At 53.2% G+C, this 23282-nt stretch carries 17 protein-coding genes; 12 read left to right on the top strand and 5 right to left on the bottom strand.

What is annotated here, in order from left to right:
- The first annotated feature begins 31 nt into the window (after positions 1-31).
- The 10 genes from bamA (at position 32) to tilS (ending at position 12610) form a co-directional block, all read left to right on the top strand.
- Positions 32-2515, top strand: coding sequence for an outer membrane protein assembly factor BamA (gene bamA, locus ABYK60_RS05835; RefSeq protein WP_372870998.1), 2484 nt, complete (start codon positions 32-34; stop codon positions 2513-2515).
- A 61-nt stretch (positions 2516-2576) separates the two neighbouring features.
- On the top strand, positions 2577-3074 hold the full coding sequence (locus tag ABYK60_RS05830) for an OmpH family outer membrane protein (protein WP_372871017.1): 498 nt from the start codon (positions 2577-2579) through the stop codon (positions 3072-3074).
- Positions 3075-3077: 3 nt separating this feature from the next.
- Positions 3078-4103 carry a UDP-3-O-(3-hydroxymyristoyl)glucosamine N-acyltransferase gene (gene lpxD, locus ABYK60_RS05825; protein WP_372870997.1) on the top strand — a complete coding sequence of 342 codons (1026 nt, stop codon included), beginning with the start codon at positions 3078-3080 and terminating at the stop codon, positions 4101-4103.
- Between the two features lie 44 nt (positions 4104-4147).
- Positions 4148-4609: a 3-hydroxyacyl-ACP dehydratase FabZ gene (gene fabZ / locus ABYK60_RS05820; RefSeq protein ID WP_372870996.1), complete on the top strand. Its 462-nt coding sequence runs from the start codon at positions 4148-4150 to the stop codon at positions 4607-4609.
- The gene (gene lpxA / locus ABYK60_RS05815) at positions 4606-5379 is read left to right on the top strand and encodes an acyl-ACP--UDP-N-acetylglucosamine O-acyltransferase (RefSeq protein ID WP_372870995.1); all 774 of its coding nucleotides are present in this window, start codon (positions 4606-4608) and stop codon (positions 5377-5379) included. The genes fabZ and lpxA overlap by 4 nt, the downstream gene beginning before the upstream one ends.
- A 91-nt stretch (positions 5380-5470) precedes the next feature.
- Complete coding sequence (gene lpxB / locus ABYK60_RS05810; protein WP_372870993.1) at positions 5471-6622, top strand: lipid-A-disaccharide synthase; 1152 nt, start codon at positions 5471-5473, stop codon at positions 6620-6622.
- A gap of 9 nt (positions 6623-6631) precedes the next feature.
- Positions 6632-7270: a ribonuclease HII gene (gene rnhB, locus ABYK60_RS05805; RefSeq protein ID WP_372870992.1), complete on the top strand. Its 639-nt coding sequence runs from the start codon at positions 6632-6634 to the stop codon at positions 7268-7270.
- Between the two features lie 55 nt (positions 7271-7325).
- Positions 7326-7559 (top strand): hypothetical protein, encoded by a 234-nt coding sequence (locus tag ABYK60_RS05800; protein WP_372870991.1) that lies wholly within the window; start codon positions 7326-7328, stop codon positions 7557-7559.
- A 126-nt stretch (positions 7560-7685) separates the two neighbouring features.
- A complete protein-coding gene (gene dnaE / locus ABYK60_RS05795; RefSeq protein WP_372870990.1) occupies positions 7686-11159 on the top strand; it encodes a DNA polymerase III subunit alpha in 3474 nt (1157 codons plus the stop codon).
- A complete protein-coding gene (gene tilS, locus ABYK60_RS05790; RefSeq protein WP_372870989.1) occupies positions 11159-12610 on the top strand; it encodes a tRNA lysidine(34) synthetase TilS in 1452 nt (483 codons plus the stop codon). Before dnaE ends, tilS begins: the two co-directional genes overlap by 1 nt.
- Before the next feature lie 14 nt (positions 12611-12624).
- Here tilS and ABYK60_RS05785 read toward each other — a convergent pair whose 3' ends face one another.
- Positions 12625-13722 (bottom strand): GNAT family N-acetyltransferase/peptidase C39 family protein, encoded by a 1098-nt coding sequence (locus ABYK60_RS05785; RefSeq protein ID WP_372870988.1) that lies wholly within the window; start codon positions 13720-13722, stop codon positions 12625-12627.
- 68 nt (positions 13723-13790) lie between these two features.
- On the opposite strand from ABYK60_RS05785, the gene ABYK60_RS05780 reads away from it, so the two are divergent.
- The gene (locus ABYK60_RS05780) at positions 13791-15242 is read left to right on the top strand and encodes a RimK family protein (protein ID WP_372870986.1); all 1452 of its coding nucleotides are present in this window, start codon (positions 13791-13793) and stop codon (positions 15240-15242) included.
- Between the two features lie 43 nt (positions 15243-15285).
- Here the strand turns inward: ABYK60_RS05780 and ABYK60_RS05775 are convergent, their stop codons facing one another.
- The gene (locus ABYK60_RS05775; RefSeq protein WP_372870985.1) at positions 15286-16197 is read right to left on the bottom strand and encodes a GGDEF domain-containing protein; all 912 of its coding nucleotides are present in this window, start codon (positions 16195-16197) and stop codon (positions 15286-15288) included.
- A gap of 159 nt (positions 16198-16356) precedes the next feature.
- Between ABYK60_RS05775 and ABYK60_RS05770 the strand changes: the two genes are divergently transcribed.
- Entirely contained in the window at positions 16357-18303 is a 1947-nt protein-coding gene (locus ABYK60_RS05770) for a monovalent cation:proton antiporter-2 (CPA2) family protein (protein ID WP_372870983.1), read from the top strand.
- A 301-nt stretch (positions 18304-18604) separates the two neighbouring features.
- Here ABYK60_RS05770 and ABYK60_RS05765 read toward each other — a convergent pair whose 3' ends face one another.
- The 3 genes from ABYK60_RS05765 to ABYK60_RS05755 all read right to left on the bottom strand — a co-directional run bounded on the left by ABYK60_RS05765 (position 18605) and on the right by ABYK60_RS05755 (position 23267).
- Positions 18605-19729 carry a patatin-like phospholipase family protein gene (locus ABYK60_RS05765; protein ID WP_372870982.1) on the bottom strand — a complete coding sequence of 375 codons (1125 nt, stop codon included), beginning with the start codon at positions 19727-19729 and terminating at the stop codon, positions 18605-18607.
- Positions 19730-19864: 135 nt separating this feature from the next.
- On the bottom strand, positions 19865-21583 hold the full coding sequence (locus tag ABYK60_RS05760; RefSeq protein WP_372870981.1) for a proline--tRNA ligase: 1719 nt from the start codon (positions 21581-21583) through the stop codon (positions 19865-19867).
- 370 nt (positions 21584-21953) lie between these two features.
- Positions 21954-23267, bottom strand: coding sequence for a GGDEF domain-containing protein (locus ABYK60_RS05755; protein WP_372870980.1), 1314 nt, complete (start codon positions 23265-23267; stop codon positions 21954-21956).
- Between the last annotated feature and the right edge of the window lie 15 nt (positions 23268-23282).

Raw genomic sequence — 23282 nt, 5'->3', positions numbered from 1 at the left:
GCAAGGACAGATAAATAATCAGAAGTGCTCTATGAGATTGAATAAACTTTTTGCCTCTATGATGCTCCTTGGCGCATCTTATTCAGGGACCGGCCTGGCAGACACCTTTGCGCCATTCACAGTTACCGACATTCGAGTAGAAGGTTTGCAGCGAGTCGCACTGGGTGCTGCTTTGCTCAGCCTGCCAATCAAGGTCGGCGATCAGGTTGATCAACTTAAGCTGCAACAGGCGATAAAGAGTCTGTATGCCACTACCAACTTCGATACGGTATCGGTCAGCAATGACAACGGTGCTCTGATTGTCAGTGTGAAAGAAAGGCCGACTATCAGTGAAGTGACTTTCGAAGGCAACAAAGACATCAAAGATGAACAGTTGCAGGAAAGTCTTGATGGTAGCGGCGTAAAGGTTGGCGAAGCTCTTGATCGCACCATGCTGTCCGGTATCGAAAAAGGCCTGCAGGACTTCTATTATGGCGTAGGTAAATACGGCGCTAAGGTAGAGGCGCAGGTTATTAATCTGCCTCGTAACCGGGTTGAACTGAAGTTTAAGTTTACCGAAGGTCTGGCGGCCGAAATACGTCAAATCAATGTCGTGGGCAATGAAAAATACAGCGATGCTGAGCTGATCGGCATGCTGGAACTCAAGGACTACGTGGCTTGGTGGGATCTCTTTGGCGAGCGTCGCTACCAGAAGCAAAAGCTGCAGGCAGACCTTGAAACTATCAAGACCCACTATCACAACAATGGTTATATCCGCTTTGAAGTGACCTCGACTCAGGTGGCCATGACGCCGGACCGCAAGGGGCTGTACATTACCATCAATGTAGATGAAGGTGAGCAGTACAAGGTGAAGGAAGTGAACCTCACCGGCGACTTGATGGGGCGCGAAGAGTTGATGCGTGCCATTCTGCCTATCAAGGTAGGCGAACAATACAATGGCGCTGATGTGACCTTCACCGAAGAGATGTACGCCAAGTATCTGGGGCGTTTCGGTTATGCGTACCCAGAGGTAAAAACTTATCCGGAAATTGATGACCAGAACAAAGAGGTAACTCTCAATGTGAGTGTCAACCCGGGTAAACGGGTGTATGTACGTTCTGTGAACTTCACCGGCAATACTGTCACCAAGGATGAAGTACTGCGCCGTGAACTGCGTCAGATGGAAGGTGCCTGGCTTAACTCTGCCAACGTGGAGCTTTCAAAGAACCGATTGAACCGTCTGGGCTTCTTTGAAACCGTGGATACTGAAACAGTGCAGGTGCCCGGTACCGATGATTTGGTGGACGTATCGTTTAAAGTAAAAGAGCAGCCATCGGGCTCCTTTAACGCCGGTATCGGCTATGGTACAGAGTCGGGCATCAGTCTGCAGTTTGGTGTGCAGCAAAGTAACTTCCTGGGTACGGGTAACCAGGCGGGTATCAATATCAACACCAACAAGTACTCCAAGAATGTCAACCTGTCTTATACCGACCCTTACTTCACCAAAGATGGCGTCAGTTTGGGTGGCAGCATTTACTGGAGTGAATTTGATGCCAACGAGGCCAACCTTGAGCGTTATAAAAACAGCTCTTATGGGGTGGCACTTAACAGCGGTTTTCCGATTAACGAATACAACCGACTCAACGGTGGCATTGGTTTCCGTCACAACACCATTTCTGAAATCTCAGCATATGAGCAGGCACTGCGTTTCTACAATATCTACCGTGATGCCAACGATCCCAATGCTGACCTCAGTTTCAATAACTTTGAACTGAATGCCGGTTGGTACAGAAGTACCTTGAACCGCGGCACCTTCCCAACGGATGGCTCCAGTCAGCGTCTGTCGGGCAAGATGTCTACCCCGGGCTCAGATCTGCAGTATTTCAAAACCGACTTTGATACCAACTTCTACTTCCCGCTGACCCGTAGCCACAGCTTTGTCCTGCTCACACGTGCCAGGGTGGGCTATGGCAATGGTTATGGAGAGTCGGACGGGAATGACCAGATATTGCCTTTCTGGGAAAACTACTACAGCGGTGGTTCTACCAGTTTACGGGGTTTCAAATCAAATACTGTCGGACCGCGCTCTTTCTATGTTTACCGAGGCAGTGAGCCATGTTCGCCTGACCCGAGCGGTGATGGCTGCAGCTTACCCGGTGACCCGAATAAAATTCAGGTCAGCCAAGGCCGCTCTATCGGCGGTAATGCGGTGGCGACTGCCAGTCTCGAGTTGATTGTGCCAACGCCATTCCTGGATGAGGCCTACAGCAACTCGGTTCGTACCAGCTTCTTCGTTGATGCAGGTAACGTATGGGATACCGAGTTTGATTACGATTCATACCGTACACTGCCAGCTGAGGAATTTGCCAAGCTGGAAGACTATGCCGATCCGAGCCGTTTCCGTGCCTCCTGGGGTATGAGTGTGCAGTGGTTGTCACCCATGGGCCCCATGGTATTCAGCCTTGCCTGGCCAATTAAGGAATATGAAGATGATGACACTGAGATCTTCTCCTTCAATATTGGCAAAACTTTCTAAAACACATACACTCGGCGACGATTGTGAAAATCACCACAACAAGGAGTTTATTTTGAACAAAATGCTTAACCGTGCCCTGATAACACTGATGCTGATTGGTGCCCCACTGGCTGCCAATGCTGAAAAACTGGCGGTAGTGGACATGGGTGCAGTGTTTGAACAGCTGCCACAGCGCGAAGCCATCGGCAAGGCGCTGGAAAAAGAATTCGGCGATCGCGAAGCTGAAGTAAAGAAGCTGCAGACCGAACTGCGCAGCCTGATGGAAAAGAATCAGCGCGATGGCGCTCTGATGAGCGAAGCGCAGAAAACTGAAGCTGTGCGCAAGATGGAAGCGCTGCAGGCTGATCTGCAACTGAAGGGTAAGGCCCTGCAGGAAGATGTGCGTCGCCGTCAGGCTGAAGAGCAAAACAAGATCCTGGTTAAGGTTCAGCAGGTGATCAAAGACATCGCCGAAAAAGAGCAAATTGATCTGGTCTTGCAAAGTGGCGCGGTGGTGTTTGCCAAGCCTCAGATTGACATCAGCAGCAAGGTTGTTGAAGCGCTGAGCAAGGCCAAGTAATAGATGAAGAATGTGACCCTTGGCCAATTGGCAGAACTTCTGGGGGCCGAGTTAAAAGGTGACGCGACGCTGGAAATCAGTGCCGTGGCCACCCTTGAAGAGGCCCGCGAAGGCCAAATCAGTTTTCTGGCCAATTCCAAGTACCGTGCTCAGCTGGATGGAACCAAAGCGAGTGCTGTGCTGCTGTCAGCCAAAGATGCCGACAGCTATGATGGTAATGCCCTTATCCTTAAAGACCCTTACGTGGGGTTTGCCAGGGTTGCACAGCTTCTTGATACAACGCCCAACGCCGCTGAGGGCATTCATCCTTCAGCGCAGATAGACCCCTCTGCCCGATTGGGCGAAGGGGTTTCCATTGGTGCCAATGCCGTGGTTGGTGCCAATGTGATTTTGGGTGACAAGGTGCAAATCGGTGCCGGCAGCGTGGTGGGGCAGGACTCCATCATTGGCTCAGGCTCCCGTTTGTGGGCCAATGTTACTCTGTATCATGATGTTCATCTGGGAATGGACTGCATTGTGCATTCTGGCGCGGTGATAGGCTCAGATGGTTTTGGCTACGCCAACGAGCGTGGCAATTGGGTTAAAATCCCACAGACTGGCGGCGTGCGCATTGGTAACAATGTGGAAATTGGCGCCAGTACCAGCATTGACCGTGGCGCCCTGTCCCATACCGAAATTCATGATGGGGTCATCATCGACAATCAGGTTCAGATCGCCCACAACGATGTTATTGGTGCTCATACTGCCATTGCAGGCAGTACCACCATTGCCGGCAGTGTGACTATCGGCAAATACTGTATTATTGGTGGAAACAGTGCAGTCGCTGGCCACCTGACCATTGTCGATGGCACTCATGTCAGTGGCGGCACCAATGTCACCAGTGTGATCCGCGAGCCCGGTGTGTACTCGTCCGCCACTATTGCCATGGAAAACAAACTGTGGCGCCGCAATACAGTGCGCTTCCGACAATTGGATGAGCTGTTCCAGCGCGTGAAGGTGCTGGAAAGCAAACTTAAGCAAGAAGAGTAATATTCAGTAGCAATGCGCCAAGGCGCATCCTGAGGAATCAATCAGTGTCAAATCAAATGAACACCATGGATATCAAAGAGATCCTAAAGTATCTGCCGCACAGATATCCTTTCCTGCTCATTGACCGCGTGCTTGACTACACCCCGGGTGAAACTTTGCATGCCATTAAAAACGTATCCATTAACGAGCCGTTTTTCGTGGGTCACTTTCCTGTGGCTCCTGTTATGCCCGGCGTGCTTATTCTGGAAGCCATGGCGCAGGCCACAGGCCTGCTGGCATTCAAAACCATGAGCAGCGAGCCATCTCCGGATGTGCTTTACTACTTTGCAGGCATAGACAATGCCCGCTTCAAGCGCGTGGTAGAGCCAGGTGACCAGTTGCATTTTGAAGTAAAAATGATCAAAGAGCGCCGCGGGATTGGCGTTTTCTACGGTGAAGCCAAAGTGGATGGTGAGTTGGTTTGCAGCGCAGAAATCATGTGTGCCCGCAGAGAGATTGAGAAGTGATCAGTGAATTAGCATTCGTCCATCCCGACGCTAAAATCGGCAACAATGTCAGTATCGGCCCATGGACTTACATCGGTGCCGATGTAGAAATTGGTGATGACAACGTCATTCACTCCCATGTGGTGGTGAAAGGCCCGACAGTTATCGGTAAGGGCAACCGGATCTTCCAATTTGCCTCGGTGGGCGAAGACTGCCAGGACAAGAAGTACGCCGGTGAACCAACCAGACTCATCATTGGTGACAACAACGTTATCCGTGAAAATGTGACCATTCACCGTGGTACGATTCAGGACGACAGCGAAACCCGTATCGGCTCCAACAACCTGTTTATGGCCTATGTGCATATCGCTCACGATTGCGTAGTCGGCAATAACGTGATCATGGCCAACAATGCCTCCATTGCAGGGCACGTACACGTGGGTGACTGGGTTATTCTGGGCGGTATGACCGGCGTGCACCAGTTTGTGCATATCGGTGCCCACGCCTTCACCGCCGGTGCTTCGCTTATTCTGCAGGATGTGCCACCTTTCGTGATGGCAGCCGGTCAGCCTGCCATTCCACGTGGCCTGAACAGCGAAGGCATGAAGCGTCGCGGTTTCTCTAAAGAGGCCCAGCTAGCCGTACGCCGCGCCTACAAGACCCTTTATCGCAATAACCTCACAGTGGAAGAAGCCACAGCAGCGCTCGCCGATGAAATGGCCGCTGTCCCTGAGGTGAAAATGATGATGGACTTTGTTGCAAACTCTGGCCGGGGCATTATCCGCGGCTAAGAATAGCTAAGGATGGTGCGAATATTCCCCGCGCCTGTTATGCGAGGACGTGTTCGCATCTCCCTGATATTATCCCGTTGACAGGAACGCCATGAGCCAGTCCAAGCAACGTATATATGCCATTGTCGCCGGAGAAGTCTCCGGCGATATTTTAGGCGCCGGTTTAATCAAGTCTCTCAAAGCCCGTCACCCCGATGCCCGCTTTATTGGGATCGGCGGTCCGCGAATGGAAGCCTTGGGCTTCGAATCCCTGTTCGCCATGGAAGAGCTGGCAGTGATGGGCATTGTCGAAGTACTGTCACGTCTGCCAAGGCTATTGAAAGTGCGCTCGACCCTGGTGAAAGAGTTAAGTGCCCTTAAACCTGATTGTTTTATCGGTATCGACGCCCCGGATTTCAATATCGGCCTTGAGCTTAAGCTGAAGCAAACCGGCATTAAAACTGTGCACTATGTCAGCCCCTCAGTGTGGGCATGGCGGCCAAAGCGTATCTTCAAAGTCGCCAAAGCCACCAACATGGTGTTGTCTCTGCTGCCGTTTGAAAAAGCCTTTTACGACAAGCATCAGGTGCCCTGTACTTTTGTCGGTCATACTCTCGCAGATGATATTCCGCTGGAACTCAGCAAGGACGATGCCCGTGAAACCCTGGGGCTCGACAAGGACGCCGAGTATCTGGCAATACTGCCAGGCAGCCGTGGCGGAGAGCTCAAGATGCTCAGCGAGCCCTTTATCAAGGCGGCGGTAGCCATAAAAAAAGCCTTGCCGGATGTTCGTTTTATCACGCCGCTGGTGAACGACAAGCGCCGTGAGCAGTTTCTTGCTGCTATCCAAGCGCATGCTCCTGAGCTTGAAATTCAGCTGTTTGATGGTCACAGCCGCGAAATCATGGCTGCCAGCGATGGCATCTTACTGGCGTCAGGCACAGCGACATTGGAGGCCATGTTGGTGAAGCGTCCTATGGTGGTGGCCTATCGGGTGGCGCAGCTCACGTACAGCATTGCCAGCCGGATGATGTTGATTAAGCGCTATTCGTTGCCGAATCTGCTTTCCGGCAAGGATTTGGTGCCTGAGCTTATTCAGCAAGATTGCACCCCAGAGAAGATTGCTGATGCGGTTATCAAGGTTATGAACAGCGATAACCGGGCGCTTATTGGTGAATTCACCGCCTTGCACCAAGGCTTGCGTCAAAACGCCAGCGAACGCGCCGCTGATGCGGTAGAAGCACTGATTGACGCTGAGGCGTAAGGAAAGCTGATGGCGGTATATAAAAATCTGACAGCAGAGGCTGCGGCAGTGCTGGAGGCCGAGACCCAGTTTGGTCTGGTGGCCGGGGTCGATGAAGTGGGCCGTGGGCCGCTGGTTGGCGATGTGGTGACGGCCGCGGTTATTCTGGACCCTGCCAACCCCATTGCCGGGCTGAATGACTCCAAAAAGCTGAGCGAGAAAAAACGCGAAGCCCTTTACCCAGAGATTCTGGCAAAGGCGCTTGCGGTATCCATTGGCCGTGCCAGTCCGCGGGAAATCGATGAGCTTAATATCCTCCACGCGACCATGCTGGCAATGCAGCGCGCCGTGGCCGGTCTTGCCATCAAGCCAGGCAGGGTATTGGTAGACGGTAACCGCACCCCGGATTTTGGCGTTCAGGCCGATGCGGTAGTCAAGGGCGACGGTCTCATCGCAGCCATCAGTGCCGCCTCCGTGGTTGCCAAGATAACCCGTGACCGTGAGATGGCGCAGCTTGATGCCAAACATCCGCAGTTTGGTTTTGCCGCCCACAAGGGCTACCCAACCAAGGCACACTTCGAGGCACTGGATGCCCATGGGGTTCTGCCCGAGCACAGGCGCAGCTTTCGCCCTGTGCGAGAGTGGCTTGAAGCCAACGGCGGCGAATAAATCAAATCACAATGGCTGTTGTCACAGGCTCAGACTTTGTGAACAGAGAAAGACCATGTCACATCAGCCGTTTCATATCACCCGTCTTCACACTCAGGCCGGTATTTTCCGCCTGAGCGGTGAAATGAACTCAATAGCGCCCATCTCTATTCGTTATACTGTGGCCGACTTTATGAGTACTGACGGATGGCGTGCACTGGATTTGGCGTCCGATGCGGCCAAGACTGTGCTGGCACAAATTACGCCCGAGGTGCTGTGCCATCTTGGGGTGACTCAGCAGCCCGTCTAGTGTCATTTTAAACTGTGCAAAAACGCCGCTTCTCAGGCGGCGTTTCTCAGTAAAGTCTTTCGCGCTGTCCTGCGGGCATGTTATCTTTCCACATTGTTTTTCCCGTGATAAAAGCCTTCATTGCCCATGTCTCAGCCCAAGTTCGTTCACCTGCGTGTGCATTCCGACTTCTCCATGACCGATGGTCTGGCCAAGGTCAAACCCATCCTCGGAAAGGCCGAAGCCTTGGGGATGGCAGCGATTGCAGTTACCGATCAGAACAACCTCTGTGGTCTGGTAAAATTTTATGGCACCTGCCATGACAAGGGTATTAAGCCCATTATCGGCGCCGACTTCTGGATGCTGGTGCCGGGGTTTGAAGACGAGTTCTGTGCCATCACAGTGATTGCCATGGATAACGACGGCTACCAGAATCTGACCCAACTTATCAGCCATGCCTATCTGCGTGGCCAGGTGCAGGGCAGAGTTGCCATCGATCAGCAATGGCTGCTGGATTTTAACCAAGGCATTTTGTTGTTGTCGGGTGCCAAAGAGGGCGACCTTGGCAAGGCGCTGCTTAAAGGGAATTCGGCACAGGCGGCAAGCCTGACCGAGTTTTATCAGGCGAACTTCCCCGACCGTTACTTTATCGAGCTTATCCGCACCGGTCGGGCTGACGAAGAAACTTACCTGCACATGGCGGTGAAGCACGCTGGCGAATTCGACCTGCCGGTGGTGGCCACCAACCAGGTGGTATTTTTGACGCCGGAAGATTTTGAGGCCCACGAAATTCGGGTAGCCATTCACGACGGCTTTACCCTGGCCGACAACCGCCGCCCGAAAAAATACAGTGACCAGCAATATCTTCGCAGCGAAGATGAAATGTGTGAGCTGTTTTCCGACATCCCCGAAGCCATTGCCAACACAGTGGAAATTGCCAAGCGTTGTAATGTGACTGTACGCCTTGGCGAGTACTTCCTGCCCAACTTCCCCACCGGCGAATTAAGTACCGAAGACTTCCTGGTGGTACGCTCCAGAGAGGGGCTGGAAGAGCGGCTGGAGTTCCTGTTCCCTGATCCTGAGGTCAGAGCCGAGCGGCGAAAAGAGTACGACGAGCGCCTCGACATCGAGCTTAAAGTAATTAACCAGATGGGCTTCCCCGGTTACTTCCTTATCGTAATGGAGTTTATCCAGTGGGGTAAGGATAACGGTATCCCCGTAGGGCCGGGGCGGGGCTCGGGCGCGGGCTCTCTGGTGGCCTATGCGCTGAAAATTACTGACCTTGACCCACTGGAATTTGACCTGCTGTTCGAGCGCTTTTTGAACCCGGAACGGGTATCCATGCCCGACTTCGACGTTGACTTCTGTATGGACAGGCGCGATGAAGTAATCGAACACGTGGCCGAGCTTTACGGCCGCGAAGCGGTATCGCAAATCATTACCTTCGGTACCATGGCTGCCAAGGCGGTGGTACGTGACGTAGGCAGGGTGCTGGGGCACTCCTACGGCTTTGTGGACCGCATCTCCAAGATGATCCCGCCCGAGCCTGGCATGACCCTGGCCAAGGCCTTTGAGGTTGAGCCCGGGCTACAGGAAGCCTATGATGCCGATGAGGAGGTGAAAGACCTTATCGACATGGCGCGCAAGCTTGAGGGCGTAACCCGTAACGCCGGTAAGCACGCCGGAGGCGTGGTAATTGCGCCCACCAAGATCACCGACTTCTCGCCGCTGTACTGCGACGCTGAGGGTAAAAACCCGGTTACTCAGTTCGATAAGAACGATGTCGAATACGCAGGTCTGGTGAAGTTCGACTTCCTCGGCCTTCGAACCCTGACAATTATCGATTGGGCACTTGGGATGATAAACCCGCGCCTCGCCAAGATGGGTAAGGAGCCGGTGGACATTGCCGCCATTCCGCTGGTGGACAGCAAGTCCTTCGCCATGCTCAAGCGCTATGAAACCACGGCGGTGTTCCAGCTTGAATCCCGTGGTATGAAGGATCTTATCAAGCGCCTGCAGCCTGACTGTTTCGAAGACATGATTGCACTGGTGGCCCTGTTCCGTCCGGGGCCGCTGCAGTCGGGCATGGTTGATAACTTTATCGACCGTAAGCACGGCCGCGAGGAGATTTCCTACCCCGACGTCACCTGGCAACACGAGTGCCTGAAACCCATCCTGGAACCTACCTATGGCATCATCCTGTATCAGGAACAGGTGATGCAGATTGCCCAGACGCTCTCAGGCTATACCCTTGGCGGCGCTGACATGCTGCGCCGCGCCATGGGGAAGAAAAAGCCTGAAGAGATGGCCAAGCAGCGGGCTGTGTTCCAGAAAGGGGCCGAAGACAATAACGTCGATGGCGAGCTCGCCATGAAAATCTTCGACCTGGTGGAAAAGTTCGCCGGTTACGGCTTTAACAAATCGCACTCCGCCGCCTACGCATTGGTGTCGTACCAGACTCTGTGGCTCAAGGCTCACTATCCGTCGGAGTTTATGGCGGCGGTAATGTCGGCGGATATGGACAACACCGACAAAATTGTGACCCTGGTGGATGAGTGCGATCGCATGGGGCTCAAGATCATCCCGCCGGATGTGAACAAGGGGCTGTTTAAGTTCACCGTGGATGAAGAGCTCAATATTGTATACGGCATTGGCGCCATCAAGGGCGTGGGCGAGGGGCCGGTAGAGGCCATTCTTGAGGCGCGCAAGGACGGTCCCTTCAAAGATTTGTTCGACTTCTGCGCCCGTATCGATTTGAAGAAGCTCAATCGGCGGGTGATTGAAAAACTTATCTACTCAGGTGCGCTGGATAGTCTGGGGCCGCACAGAGCCTCTATGATGGCGACCTTACCGGAAGCCATGCAGGCGGCGGATCAGCACGCCAAGGCGCAGGCCACCGGCCAGCACGATATGTTTGGTCTCTTGAACGACCATCAGGAAGATGCCAAGCAGCAGTTTGTGGAGTGTATGCCCTGGCCCGATAAAGTCTGGCTCGAGGGAGAGCGCGAGACCCTGGGGCTGTATCTTACCGGTCATCCCATCAATCAGTACCTGAAGGAGCTGAAGAACTACACCTCTGGGCGCCTGAAAGACATTCACCCTACTGAGAGGGGCAAGACGGTCAAGGCCGCGGGTCTGGTGGTGGCAAGCCGGGTGATGCTCACCAAGCGTGGCTCCAAGATGGGGCTATTGACTCTGGATGATAAAAGCGCTCGCCTCGAAGTAATGCTCTTTACCGAAGCGTTCGAGAAGTTTGGCCATCTATTGGAAAAAGACCGCATTCTTATCTGTGAAGGGGAAGTGAGTTTCGACGACTTCTCCGGCGGCAACCGCATGACTGCCCGCAATATTATCGATATCAGCGAGGCCCGCAGCCATTTTGCCAAGGCGCTGCAGGTGGATATCCTGTCGAGCCAGTGTCCGGAAACCGTGATGGATGCTTTCTTCGAGGCCCTCGGTCCCTGGAAAGGTGGCGCCGTGCCCCTGGTGGTGAATCTTCAGCGGGATGATGCCAGTGGCCGCCTGCAGCTGGGTGATGAGTGGCGGGTGAACCCCACCGATGAGCTGGTGCTGGCGCTGCAGACCCTGCTTGGGCCGGATAAGGTCAGGATTGATTTCTGATGACAACCGGAGCCCTTGCCGCCCTGATTGACTCGGCGCTGTCGCAGTTGCCAACCGCTGCGTTGCCAAAGCGGATTGTACTTGGTTACAGCGGCGGGCTGGATTCTGAGGTACTTGCCTGTGCGCTGGGGCAATTCAAGCGGGCGCAAAATAGCGGCGCTATTGAGTGTTTGCTGGTGCATGTGCACCACGGTTTGAGTGCCAATGCCGACGCTTGGGCGGTTCATTGCCGTGAGCGTGCGGCTATCTACGGTTTACCTCTGGTGGTCGAGCGGGTCAGTGTCAAACAGGGGCCGCGCCTGAGTCTTGAGGCTGAGGCCCGCAATGCGCGTTATCAGGCACTTTGCGGTCATCTGCAGGTGGGAGATGTGCTGCTCACCGCTCATCATCAGGACGATCAGCTTGAAACAGTGCTGTTGGCGCTGACCCGAGGTCTGGGGCCAAAAGGGCTTGCTGCCATGGGCGTGTGTCAGCCGCTGGGATTGGATGGAACGAACTCAGATATGCACGGCTGTGCGTTCCAGCTCAGACCCTTTTTGCACCTTTCCCGTGATGAACTGAAGCAGGCATCAGACTGCCTGGATCTGGTTCATATCAATGATGAGAGCAACGCCGACACCCGCTTTGACCGTAATTACCTGCGCCTCGAAGTGATTCCGAAACTCACCGCCCGTTGGGGCACCATTGCGGCAACCGCCAGCCGCAGTGCCGAGCTTTGTGCCGAAACTCAGGGGTTGGTCGATGATGAAGCGCAGCAGCGATTGGCGCCCCATGTGAGCCGCTGTCCATTAAGCGGTATCTGGCGTATGTCTTTGGCGCCTGTCAGCGGATATTCAGCCCCTTGGCAAGCTCAGCTGCTGAGACAATTTTTGGTGTTGGCTCAGCTTGCTCCGCCATCAAAAGTGCAGTTGCAGGAGGCCTTGATACAAATTTTTGATGCCAGAGAGGATGCATCTGTTTTTCTGCGCTTTGGTAATACCTGTCTGAGACGATTCCGCGGTTACTTATATGCCGGCGCAGAAAGTGACTTTGGCAATTTGCCTGCACAGAAGCGAGTCGTGATAACCCGTGAGCAACTTCAGCAGGGGGTAGATACTCCACTCGGGGTGCTGAAGTTATCGGCCCGGGATGCAGCAGCGCCACAGTCCGGTGGTTGCCTCCACTGGCAGGTTTCCCTGTGTGAGCACGCGCTGACAGGTGAGCTGACTTTGGAATATGGATTACCTGGGGCGTTCAAGGGCTGGCCAATTGGACGCTCTCAGCGGCGAGAATTGAAAAAACTATGGCAGGAGTTTGAGGTGCCGCCCTGGCTTCGTCATCGGGTGCCCATGCTTTGTTGCAATGACAAGCTATTGACGGCAGCCGGTGTGTGGCTGGAAACGTCAGCGGACAGCAGTGGTGAAGACAATGCGCCAACCCAGACACTGACATTGATAAGAGCCAGACCTTAACCGGTGTGGTGTCTTTAATCTGCTTTATCGGGGAACAACACCACGCAAGCGGTTTGTTTTTTCCTTCCAAACCCCATCACTTTAGCCAATTCAGCCCGGCTTACGGGTACATAGGCAGCTGCCACAGCATCTTTGGCGTGTTCAACAAAAGGGTCGTGAAAGAAAAAATAGGAGTCATTGCAGCCACTTAAGATAATCCAGTGCGGACCTTTCTCGCCATTGAACCTGTAGGTGCTGATTAGCAGAAGCACTGCTGCACCGCCACGTAAAAACTGTTCCAGTTCATCAAGAGAAGGCGTTCTGGCATTGGCTGTCACACCTTTTTGCATCAGCTGGTTGACGAAATCGTCATACACCAGACTGATAATAGCCTTTTTATTTTCATCCCTGACACTGTCGATAAAGGGCACTTTATGAGACTGGCTGAACAGTTCCACGCTAAAACCACGGTTAATTGCCGCCAGCGCCAGACCTTCGGCGCTGCAGCCCCCATGACCACTTGTCATATAAATGGTAGTGGCCTCTCGCCACAGTTGCAGCTCCAACAGGCGACTGGGAGGAATACTCTCACGCAGTGCTGCGAAGGCCATTTGCAGGCACGCCGGACCACAGGTAAACGGCGTGGTTTGGACATAGAGTGGCATGGGCAGGGTTATGCTGGGACCCGGCGGCTCGAGTCGTTTGTGCATTCGTACCCCATCAGCAAGATCATCGTAATAATGTACCAATGATTTTAAGACCTTATAGCCCAACTTTTGGTAAAGACTGCGCGCTGCCTCATTGTCATTTCTGACCTCAAGGCGTAATGTGATATAGCCTTTTTCTACCGCGATTTTTTCGACTACACGCATTAACTCCCGGGATAAACCCTGGCCTCTGTAATCGGGGCTTACCGCCAGTGAATACAATCTGGCAAGGTGGGTTCCGCGGTTAAAGAGCACCAGAGCATAGCCAGCCAAAACGTCGCCATCCAATGCCAATATCAGGCAGTCATGGGGCGATTGCACGAATCGACGCATTTGGCGGGGGGAAATTCTGTCGCCCTCAAAAGCACTCTTTTCGAGGGCATTAAGTGCGTCAATATGAGCAAGGGTAGCAGGGCAATACTTCATGGGAATGGTCATCCACGTCAGGGATAGACACATTAAATCCAGTTCAGCGAAATGAGGCAAGCTAAATTATGGCGCAGCTATTGATAGTGACTGATAACAAAGAAGATTGGCGCCCATATCTGCCCAGTGAGCAGATGGTAACAGTCGATGAGTACCTTGCCATGGGAGCCTGGGGCAACAGTAAGAATGTGCAGGTGCTGAATCTGTGTCGCAATTACGACTATCTCTCAAATGGTTACTATTGCTCACTGTTGGCGGAGGCCCGAGGCCATCGGGTTTTACCCAGTGTTATGACCATTAACGACTTGTCACAGGATCGTTTTTTCAGTCTGCCTCAGGGGGGGCTGGAAAAGCTGAATGCTGATGAAACAGAGCTCAGCTTCAAGTTGTTTTTCGGTAATTGCCAGAACCCCGCTCTTGAACGGATCGGGCGCAAAATCTTTGAGCGTTTCACTGTACCTGTGCTCGATGTCAAATTGTCGAAAATCCAGGGGAAGTGGCAGGTTGATACTATCCATCCTTTTCCGTTTCAGGCGCTTTCTGATGCCGAGCAGGACTTGTTTGCCAATGCGCTGGAAGTGTTTTCACAAAAGGTCTGGCGTAAACCCCGGCGTTCGCGCAAGTTCCGCTATGAGATAGCCATGCTGGTGGATGAGCGGGAAAAGATGCCACCGTCCAACAAAGGCGCAATAAATCGATTTATTAAGGCAGCCAACCGTTTGGGGATGGAACTTGAGGTCATAGGCCCCCATGAGTTGACCCGGCTGGGAGAGTTCGACGGGCTTTTTATCCGCTCCACCACCAATATAAGCAATTTTACCTATCGATTTGCCAAGAGTGCGGAGCAGCAGGGGCTTATCGTAATGGACGACCCCGAGTCTATTATGAAATGTACCAACAAGGTGTTTCTATCTGAACTGCTGAGCAGGAACAAGGTTCCAGCGCCAAAAAGCATGATTTTTAAGGCGTCGGATGAAAGCTGGCAGGACAAATTAATTGCAGAGATCGGCTTGCCCGCGGTGCTTAAGGTGCCGGACGGTGCTTTTTCCCTCGGTGTGGTGAAGGTTAAAGACAGAACGCAACTGGATGTTGAAGCTGAGCGTATCTTTTTACACAGCAGCCTTATTCTGGCGCAGGAATATCTGCCTACCGACTTTGACTGGCGTATCGGTGTACTCAACAGACAAGCTGTTTATGCGTGTCGTTACTACATGAGTCGTGGACACTGGCAAATATACCAACACCACAAGAGTGGCAAGGTCAGTAGCGGCGGATTTGATGCGCTTGACATGAAATCGGTGCCTTCCCACGTACTGGATGCGGCGGTTAAAGCCTCAAATCTCATTGGCAGTGGCTTTTATGGTGTCGATTTGAAAGAAGTTAACGGAAAAGCCTTTGTGATTGAAGTGAACGATAACCCCAGCGTGGATCATGGTGTTGAAGATAAGTATTTGGGTGACTTACTGTACGACCGTGTTATGACGGAGTTTTTGCGCCGTATTCAACTGCGCGGCTTTTAAGCCGCGCAGTGAGTCCCATCCATGGGTATGTGGCGGGTTTTGATTAACTTTGAGTGGGGGAGGGCAGGCTTAAGCGGTAGCAATTACGGCCAGCCGCCTTGGCCTGATACAGCGCCTTGTCAGCGCGCTCGTACAGGTTGTCCTGATTCTCTCCGGCAAGGATTTCGGCAGCTCCCAGACTGGTGTGGATCCGGTTGCGGCTGAAGAAGTTGCCTTTATTGAGCTTGGTGAGGATTCGTTCACACAAAATGGCTGCCGAGTCCAGTTCACCGCGCACAATGATAACAAACTCATCGCCGCCTATACGAAACGCCTGATCGGTGTTTCTAATCGCACTTTTTATCAGGGCACCGAACTGACGCAGCACCACATCGCCAAACTGGTGGCCATAATTGTCGTTAAGCTGCTTAAAATTATCCAGATCAAGCACTACCAATGCCAATTTATCGTGGTGCCGATTCGCTCGGGCAACAGCATTTTTAATAGCCTGACCATAAAAGTGGCGATTGCCGAGGCCGGTGAGCGAGTCAAACATCGCCTGCTCTGACATCTTGTGATAGCTGATGGCATTGAGCAGCGGCTGAATGAGCATGGACTCCAGCGTCTGCAGTGTGCGAATTTGTGCCGGTGTCAGTGGCTCCAGCAGGCGATAGTCCAGGGTTGAGCCCGGAAACGCTTCAGTATTCAGATGTCTGCGCAGACTGACGCCGCTGCGACGTCCCCAGCTGAAACTGAGTTCAGCAAATTGCCCCTGAATACCGGAAAGCGGCAGATATTGGCCAAGTGTATTGCCGAAACAGGCAAAGACCGTCCGTGGATCTAAACTCGAATGCAGCTGTTGGATGATGGCGACCAGCATGCCCTGATCCGGCGTCGGTAAAGCCGATGTCGCGCCACTGTCGGGGGTGTAGCGATACTCTTCAGGGTATAACTGCGGTGCATAACCAAAGTCCATAGTGTTTACTCCAGCGGTTTTGGACTCAAGACAGTTATTAATAAGCAAAATGCGTGCCTATAAAAACATTAAATAAATTTGTCTTTATTAGTCATTCAGTTAATCTTTGAAGTGACCATTCTTGTTTTTCTCACGCCGGAAAATTGACAGGGATTTTTCATGGAACACGGCATTCTCCTTAAGGTTTTATTGATGCTGCTTATTGCCATCGGTGCGATAGCCTTGCTGCGCCGTTTGGGATTGCCTGCCATTTTGGCGTACTTACTCACCGGCGTTGTTGCCGGCCCCGGCGGTTTTGATTGGTTCAGCCAGCGTCAGATGCAATCCGTGGCGGAGTTGGGTGTGGTGCTGCTGATGTTCACCCTGGGGCTGGAGTTCTCAGTTCCTAAACTGTGGGCAATGCGCCGCACAGTATTTGGTCTAGGCAGTGCTCAGGTATTGGTGACAACCCTGATAGCCATGTTAATCGCCATGGTGTTGGGGCAGTCGCCTGTCGAGGCTTTGGTGATAGGTTCAGCCATCGCACTGTCTTCCACTGCGATTGTTCTTAAGCTATTGAATGAAAAGGGAGCTTTGCGTCGGAGGCATGGTGAGCTTTCGGTAAGTGTGCTCTTGTTTCAGGATTTGGCTGTTGTCCCCTTGCTTATTTTGCTGCCATTGCTCGGAAGCGAAGACGGTACCATGGCTCTCAACAGCATATTATTGGCGCTGTTAAAGGGCATAGTGGCTTTTATGGCATTGATGGCTTTTGGCAAGTGGGCACTGCCCAAGGTATTCGACGAAGTTGCCCGCTCCCGCTCAAACGAGCTCTTTGTGCTTTCGGCCTTGGTGGTTGCATTACTTACTGGCGCGCTGACCCAGTGGCTTGGGCTGTCGATGGCTTTGGGTGCCTTTATGGCAGGCATGTTGTTGGGGGAAAGCCAGTATCGCAGGCAGTTGGAAGCTGATATCAGGCCATTCCGGGATTTGCTGATGGGGCTGTTTTTCATCTCTATCGGTATGTTGCTGGATTTTCAGTTGGTAATTGCTTACTGGTGGCAAATTTTGCTGGGTTTGATAGCCGTGGTGATTGGCAAGGCGCTGGTGATCCATGGGCTGCTTAAACTCGCCGGAGAGCCGTTTCGTGTCTCGTCGGTCACGGCATTAACTCTGGCGCAGGTGGGCGAGTTTTCCTTTGTAGTACTGGCGCTGGCGGTGAACTATCAGCTTCTTGAGCTGGAAGTGAGTACTTCCCTGGTGATGGTTGCTGTGCTGTCTATGGCGTTGGCCCCCGCGCTGGTTCGCCATGCGGTGAATATCAGCAAAATGTTTCAGGGGCTTAAACCTAATGCGCATCGAGATGCCAGTGTGCCCAGGCTCGATGAAGGCAGCGAACTGGTGCTTATTCTTGGCTATGGCCGCGTGGGGCAAACCATTGCCCGTTTTCTGCGGGCCGAGGCTGTACCCTATCTTGCGCTGGATCTCGATCCAACCCGGGTACAGGAAGCCAAGCGGGCAGGGGAGCCTGTGTATTTCGGTGATGCCTGTAAACGCAGTATCTTAAAGCAGGCCGGTATCAGTCAGGCCAAGATGATAGTGCTCACTTTCTGTGAAAGTCGCGCAGTAGATGAAGTAATACATCTTTGCCGAACGTTGGCACCTGATGCAAAAATTCTGGTACGAACCCGTGATGACACAGAGTTAAAGCTGCTGGAGCAGGCTGGTGCCAGCCAGGTTATTCCCGAAACTCTTGAAGGCAGTCTGATGTTGGTGAGTCAGGTGTTGTATCAGTGCGGCGTACCTCTGGCACGCATATTAAAGCGATTGGAGCTCGAACGGCGTAACCATTACCATTACCTGCACGGTTTTTTTTCCGGTACGGACACCGACTTTACTATAGATTTGCTGCACGCCGTGGCGCTGCCTCGGGGGGCGAGCTCGGTTGGTAAAACGCTGCAGGAGATCCCCTGGGACAAGCTGCGTGTTGAACTTAGAGCCATTCGCAGAGGAGGGGAGGAGTTCGACCATCCAAGCGATGAATGGCAGTTGCGTGCAGGTGATGTGCTCATTTTATTCGGCAAGCCCCGGCGGGTGGAAAAAGCCGAGGCTTTGTTGCTGCAGGGCTAAGGAAAGTGCGAATAAGTTCCGTGCTTGCTCTGCGAGAGCATACAGTGGGTAAATGCAAGGCACAGCTCGCAGCAAATGGCCTTAGTCATCCTCTTTGATTTCAAGTGCAGGTAACCCGGTACAGAGCGGTATAAGCCACGCCCCGGTCGGCTTTTATAGAAACAACATTTCGGCGTTATTCAATTTCACCATGACGGCGGGGGCGCCCAGCCATGCCTTCAGTTGAATGCCTTGAACTGTCGTCGCTATCACAGTCAGAACTGTGCGAGGACTTGTTCGCACCTCCTTTAAGTTGTAGCGGTCAGTCGAGGTGGAAAAAGGCTTTGATTTCATCGATGCGACTCATGGCATCATGATAGCCAAGTTCAATCAGTGCACAGGTATAGGCTTTTTCAAATAACAGATAAGACACGATACTTGAATCCGATTCCTCACTTATCCCTATGAGGCCCAAGAGGGTTCTTATCGCAAAGGGCATTTCACGGTAGTAACGGGCCGCCAACTCGGATAAATCTTCAGAGGGCTTAATCACCAGCGTCGTAATGGGCTTAAGGTTTAAACGATCCCGGCTGTCCTGGGGGATCAGCTTTAAGGTGTTGTTAATTCGCTCGAGGCGTTCAAGATCGCTGTTGAGGGTGTCCGAAAAGATAGTATCGAGCAGATGGCCTGCGATAGTGGCTGTTTTCGGGTGATGTTCCATCTCCCGTGTATCCTGCTTGTGGGGGCTGTCCAAATTAATTACCAAAATACGCTCAGCGCCCAAATGGATCGGGCTTGCCAGTGGTGCTAATTGGTGAACAGAGCCGTCGCCATAGTAGTGCTGTTTCAGTTTAATGGACGGAAAGACCATGGGAATGGCCGAGCTGGCGAGCAGATGTTCGGTATTAAGCCGGGTGCGTTCGCCGCTGCGTCTGGCTCTTTGCCAGTTGTCAATGTCCCGTGCTGCCTGAAAGAAAGTCACGGAGCGTGAGTTGTTGTAACACGAAGTATCCACCGACAGTGCGGTAAGAGAGCCGGACTTAATGTTGCGGTCGATACGGCCAAAGTCTATAAGTTCATTCAGCAGTTTGCGCAGGGGTTCATTGTCCAACAGGCTGCCGGCATCAGTGCTGACCTTGTCGTGCTGCATACCTTTGAGTGCCATACCTCCCAGGTGTTTTATCACACCACCGAGTGAGCTGGTGTAAACCTTGGAGGTTTCAAAATGACGCCACACCCATTCGAGTTTACGCACGCCCAAATGAAAACAAGAGGCGTGGGTAGCGATGGATGTGCCGTTAATTGCGCCCGCTGAGGTGCCACAGACAATCCGAAATGGTATGCCATGGTTTCGCGGATAGAATTGTACAATGGCTTTGAGTACCCCGACCTGATAAGCGGCCCGGGCACCACCGCCACCCAGTACCAGCGCAGTGGATGAAGGCAATACTCGCTCCAATTTCTTGATAGTTAACTTAATCCTGACTTAATTAAAGCGTTGCATCCAAGGTCTTGGCAATGGCTTTTCATAAAAAAAGACACCCAGAGGGTGTCTTTTTTATGTTAATTCGCGGGTTGCAGATTAAGGACGGCTGAATTGTGACTTGAGGAACTCAACGATTTGCTCGAAAGGTACTTCGCTCTTTTCGCCGGTGCGGCGGTTTTTGTACTCGAACACGCCTGCATCAATGTTGCGATCGCCAATCACCACTGCATGGGGTACGCCCATCAGCTCCATGTCGGCGAACATCACACCAGGACGCTCTTTACGGTCATCAAACAGCACTTCGAAACCGGCTTCGTTTAGCTCGCTGTAGAGCTTTTCGGCAACTTCGGTCACCCGGTGAGACTTGTGCATGTTCATTGGCAGAATACCCACGGTGAACGGGGCAATGGCCTCAGGCCAGGTGATGCCGCGATCGTCATGGTTCTGCTCGATGGCGGCAGCCACGATACGGCTTACGCCCACACCATAACAGCCCATCAGCATGATTTGTGATTTGCCGTTTTCATCCAGTACGGTGGCGTTCATGGCTTCTGAGTACTTGTTACCCAGCTGGAAGATATGACCCACTTCGATACCGCGGGCGAAGGCATAGGTGCCTTTGCCATCTGGGGTGGCTTCGCCTTCCACCACGTTGCGGATGTCGGCACCCTGAACCAGCGGCAGATCGCGCTCCCAGTTGATACCGAACAGGTGCTTGCCATCTTCGTTGGCACCGGCGGCAAAGTCGCTCATCACCAGCACGCTGTGGTCGGCAATGACAGGCATCCTGAGGTTTACCGGACCGATAGAGCCGGTACCGGCACCCACGGCGGCGCGGATTTCGGCTTCACCGGCAAACTCCAGCGGTGAGGCAACCAGCTCCAGCTTGTCGGCCTTGATTTCGTTCAGTTCGTGGTCGCCACGTATCAGCAGGGCAACCAGAGGCGCTTCTTCGGTAGCGCCTTTAACAATCAAAGTCTTGATGGTCTTATTGATGGCCACGCCAAACTGTTCAACCAACTCGGCGATGGTTTTGGCGTTGGGGGTGTCCACGGTGCGCAGTGCTTCGGTGGCTTGGCCGCGCGGCTCGGTTGGCAGCGGCGACTCAGCCTTCTCGATGTTGGCGGCGTAGTCGCTGCCGGTAGAGTAGGCAATCAGGTCTTCGCCACTTTGGGCCAGTACGTGGAACTCGTGGGACACGCTGCCGCCGATGGAGCCGGTGTCGGCCAGCACAGGACGGAATGCCAGACCCATGCGGCTGAAAATGTTGCTGTAGGCGGTGTACATGGCCTGATAGGTTTCATCCAGCGTCTCTTGATCCAAATGGAAAGAGTAGGCGTCCTTCATCAGGAACTCACGGGAACGCATCACGCCGAAACGGGGGCGCACTTCGTCACGGAACTTGGTCTGGATCTGGTACAAGTTCAGCGGCAACTGCTTGTAAGAACTCACTTCCTTACGGATAAGGTCGGTGATCACTTCTTCGTGGGTCGGGCCGAGAACAAAGTCACGTTCGTGACGGTCGGTAAAGCGCAGCAGCTCAGGACCAAACTGATCCCAGCGACCTGTTTCAACCCACAAATCACCCGGCTGCACCATGGGCATCAGGATCTCAATAGCACCGGCTTTGTTCATTTCTTCACGAACAATGGCTTCCACTTTGCGCAGTACCCGCAAACCTGTGGGCAGGTAGCTGTAAAGGCCTGACGCGTTGCGGCGGATCATACCCGCACGCAGCATGAGTTGATGACTGATTACCTCGGCATTGGCTGGGGTTTCTTTCTGTGTCGATAGCAGGTATTTGCTGACTCGCATTCCCGGTGTCCATAGTTAAAAACAGTGGGCGCCATTGTATCACCTGCATCCATGATGTCACGCACGCTATGCAGCAAAAAACCTGCGCTGATGCGTGTTTGGGGCCAGGGGCTGTTGACGTTGCGAGATTAATTTTTGTTCGCTCTGGCAAGCCCGTGCTCGCGAAGCGAGGAATGATGTGTAGTTATGCTACTCAAATGACGAGCGACAAAGAGAAAGGGCTTGCCAGACGAACCCGTCGGGCAGCATTTGGCTTATGTTTCTGCTGCGTTAGCGTCCGTTTATGTAGAGTCACTACACTGCACGGACTTCGCCTTGCATAAACACCAGTCAAATTGCTGCAAAAATAACCGTGAAACGTCAACAGCCCCTAGCTATTACCGGCGGCCTTAAGCCAGGTTGCGTCGGGCAAAAGGCAAGGGGCCACGGTGGCCTGATTGCCGCCCTGGGCCCGGGCCTGCAGCAGGGCTTCCTCGGCTTCCAGCGGCAGACTGTCCCAGCTGTGAGCGCGCCTGGGTATCTGATTGGCTACCCCAACAGACACAGTGAGCCAGGGTTGGCTGGCCAGCAGCGGCGTGGCAATGCGGGCTTGATTGACTCTGTGGCATAGTTGATGGGCCAGCTTTATGGCCTGTTCAAGGTCGGTACAGGACAGTACTATCGCCAGTTTGTTGCCTTCGAAACGGGCCAGAAAATCCTGAACCCGTGAAGTGTGCTGGGTGGCAATGGCCACCAATTGCTGCAGGCTTGTTTCGGGCAATTCGGCCAGCTCATGGCCGTTTTGCAAAGATATGGGATCGGGGCTTAACAGCAGCAGGGACACCGGCTCTTCACGGCGCAGGCTACGGAGCCACTCTTGCTGCAGATGCTGATTCAGGGCGCTGCGGGACGCAAGCCCTGTGGTGGCGTCCACGTCGGGGTTACGTTTCTGGCCGCTTAACTGGCGCTGGATATGGCACAGGTTCTCCGACATATCCTTAAGCTCCTGGTTTACCTGGGGGATAGGCGGTGCAGGTTCGCTGCCATGGCTGGACATTGCCTGCAGCTGGCGGCTTACATCCAGCAGAGGGCGGATAAAATGGCGGCCAAGCAAAGACCAGGCAAGGTATTGGGTCAGCAGGATAAAAAACAGCGACAGGAACATCACCGTCATATTGAGTTGCCAGCGGCGTTTTTCGACCTCAGCGAGTATTTTCTGGCTATGTGCCACATGCAGTGAGCTTATGCGGATAGCGAAATCGCGGCTCAATTCGGCAAGCCCTTTAAGCATCGGCATCCGGTCTTTCTCGGGTTGCAGGCTATCCAGCCCTTGCTTCACCAGTATGGCCATGTCTCGCTGCGCAACCTGTTCATCTGAAAGGTTGCCAAGCAGTGCTGTCTGGCGCTGTTGCATTTCAACAATCAGTTTTTTTCGGCTGTTTGGCGCCAGGCTGCTCCAATCGCGGGCCAGATTCTCCAATCCCAACTGTTGCAGCAGGCTGTCGCGTGAAAGTTGCTGACATTGCAGCTGCTGCTGTTGATTGAGGCTGAACTCCTGCGCCTGCTGATTGATGGCCCCAAGGGCCATAATCCCGGTGGCAATGCCAAGCAGGGCAATGCACAGAAAGCTTTGCCACAGCCGCTTTTTCATGGCCGGCAGCGGCCTGAGTTTGGTTAAGGTGGATATCTGAGCGTCCTTGTTCACTGCATCGTCCCTGTG

This window comes from Shewanella sp., assembly GCF_041630135.1.
Taxonomy (GTDB): Bacteria; Pseudomonadota; Gammaproteobacteria; order Enterobacterales; family Shewanellaceae; genus Shewanella.
The sequence above is the reverse complement of the archived record's forward strand: the minus strand, read 5'-3'. Positions and strand labels throughout refer to the sequence as shown.

Coding starts and splice junctions, on each gene's coding strand:
- tilS (WP_372870989.1), top strand. CDS start 11,159: ATGACAACCGGAGCCCTTGCCGCCCTGATTGACTCGGCGCTGTCGCAG.
- ABYK60_RS05800 (WP_372870991.1), top strand. CDS start 7,326: ATGTCACATCAGCCGTTTCATATCACCCGTCTTCACACTCAGGCCGGT.
- ABYK60_RS05830 (WP_372871017.1), top strand. CDS start 2,577: ATGCTTAACCGTGCCCTGATAACACTGATGCTGATTGGTGCCCCACTG.
- ABYK60_RS05780 (WP_372870986.1), top strand. CDS start 13,791: ATGGCGCAGCTATTGATAGTGACTGATAACAAAGAAGATTGGCGCCCA.
- lpxD (WP_372870997.1), top strand. CDS start 3,078: ATGAAGAATGTGACCCTTGGCCAATTGGCAGAACTTCTGGGGGCCGAG.
- dnaE (WP_372870990.1), top strand. CDS start 7,686: ATGTCTCAGCCCAAGTTCGTTCACCTGCGTGTGCATTCCGACTTCTCC.
- rnhB (WP_372870992.1), top strand. CDS start 6,632: ATGGCGGTATATAAAAATCTGACAGCAGAGGCTGCGGCAGTGCTGGAG.
- ABYK60_RS05775 (WP_372870985.1), bottom strand. CDS start 16,197: ATGGACTTTGGTTATGCACCGCAGTTATACCCTGAAGAGTATCGCTAC.
- ABYK60_RS05760 (WP_372870981.1), bottom strand. CDS start 21,583: ATGCGAGTCAGCAAATACCTGCTATCGACACAGAAAGAAACCCCAGCC.
- ABYK60_RS05785 (WP_372870988.1), bottom strand. CDS start 13,722: ATGAAGTATTGCCCTGCTACCCTTGCTCATATTGACGCACTTAATGCC.
- bamA (WP_372870998.1), top strand. CDS start 32: ATGAGATTGAATAAACTTTTTGCCTCTATGATGCTCCTTGGCGCATCT.
- lpxB (WP_372870993.1), top strand. CDS start 5,471: ATGAGCCAGTCCAAGCAACGTATATATGCCATTGTCGCCGGAGAAGTC.
- ABYK60_RS05770 (WP_372870983.1), top strand. CDS start 16,357: ATGGAACACGGCATTCTCCTTAAGGTTTTATTGATGCTGCTTATTGCC.